Here is a 237-nt window from a genome sequence, read left to right as displayed (position 1 = left end):
CTATTGACGGCCTTGAGGATATGGTCGACATGGAACTGGGTTGGAGACCCAATGACGACAGCGTCGATTGTGGAGTCGTCGAAAACCTCGTCCGGATCTAAGCAATAGCGCACGTCATACTCACCAGCGAGAGCACACGCGTTCTGCTCGAATGGGTCACAAACGAGCGCCAACGTGACATCGTTGCGTCCTTGAATGGCTCGGGCATGGACGTGACCGATGCGTCCGGCTCCAATG

1 protein-coding gene is annotated in these 237 nt (G+C 56.1%); it reads right to left on the bottom strand.

From position 1 onward, the window contains the following. Positions 1–237: Gfo/Idh/MocA family protein (locus ACSNOK_RS36185; protein WP_436784887.1), on the bottom strand; the 237-nt coding region annotated here is incomplete at both ends.

Origin of the sequence: Streptomyces sp. URMC 126 (genome assembly GCF_051386555.1) — a bacterium.
Classification (GTDB): Bacteria; Actinomycetota; Actinomycetes; order Streptomycetales; family Streptomycetaceae; genus Streptomyces.
This window is presented reverse-complemented; position numbering and strand designations above follow the sequence as displayed.